Raw genomic sequence first — 1,319 nt, forward strand, 5'->3', positions numbered from 1 at the left:
AGAATGGCGCGCTTGAAGTCGTTCTGGATGCGCTCCAGCGCCTCTTGCGACTCGCCTTCGAAACGCATCACCACCACCGGCGTCGTGTTCGACGAGCGCGCCAGGCCGAAACCGTCCGCATATTCCACGCGCAGGCCGTCGATCGTCACGATCTGCTCGGCATCCGGAAACTTCGCGTCCTGCTGCAGCTTCGCAATCAGCGCCACGTTCTCGCCCTCTTCCAGGTGCAGGTGCAGCTCCGGCGTGCTGCTCGACTGCGGCAAGGCATTGAGCACCGCCGTCGGGTCGTCCAGCCGCGACAGCAGCTCCAGCATCCTCGCGCCCGCATACAGCCCGTCATCGAAACCGTACCAGCGGTCCTTGAAGAACACATGCCCGCTCATCTCGCCGCCCAGCGGCGCACCGGTTTCGCGCAGCTTGGCCTTGACCAGCGAATGCCCGGTCTTCCACATCAGCGGCACGCCGCCATGCTGCTTCACCCACGGACCGATATGCCGGGTGCACTTGACGTCGTAGAGAATTTCCTTGCCCGGATGGCGGGAGAGCACATCGGCCGCGAACAGCATGAGCTGGCGGTCGGGATAAATGATCTGGCCGTCCTTGGTCACCACGCCGAGGCGGTCGCCGTCGCCGTCGAAGGCCAGGCCGATCTCGGCATCGGTCTCCCGCAGGCAGCGGATGAGGTCCTGCAGGTTTTCCGGATGGGCCGGGTCGGGATGGTGGTTGGGGAAGTTGCCGTCGACTTCGCAGAACAGTTCGACGACCTCGCAGCCCATGGCCTGGTAGAGCTCGGGCGCGAAGGCGCCGGCCACGCCGTTGCCGCAGTCGACCGCGATCTTCATCTTGCGCGAGACTTTCACGTCGCTGGTGATGCGCTCGAGATAGGCCTGCCTGATGTCATGGGTGCGGTAGCTGCCGCTGCCCTGGGCGAAGTCGCCCTTGACGATGGTCTGGTACAGGCTCTGGATGGCGTCGCCGTGGATGGCTTCGCCGGCCAGCACCATCTTGAAGCCGTTGTAGTCGGGCGGATTGTGGCTGCCGGTGACCATGATGCCGGACTGGGCATCGAGCACGTGGGTGGCGAAATAGACCATCGGGGTGGCGACCACGCCGAGGTCGATGACATTGATGCTGGCACGCTGCAGGCCCGCGGCCAGCGCGGTGGAGAGATCGGGACCGGAGAGGCGGCCGTCGCGGCCGATGACCACGGTCTGTTCGCCCTTGATGCGCGCTGCGGTGCCGAATGCCTGTCCAATCTGGCGCGCTACGCCGATGTCGAGTGTCTTGCCGACGATGCCGCGGATGTCGTATGCCTTGAA

General features: G+C 65.1%; 1 protein-coding gene. It reads right to left on the reverse strand.

The window, feature by feature from the left end:
* Positions 1-1,319, reverse strand: a 1,319-nt coding sequence (locus tag FH061_RS30125; RefSeq protein ID WP_151639499.1) for a phosphomannomutase/phosphoglucomutase, incomplete at both ends; no start/stop codon positions are given.

The sequence above is a fragment of the Noviherbaspirillum aerium genome (genome assembly GCF_008929045.1).
GTDB lineage: Bacteria > Pseudomonadota > Gammaproteobacteria > Burkholderiales > Burkholderiaceae_D > Noviherbaspirillum > Noviherbaspirillum aerium.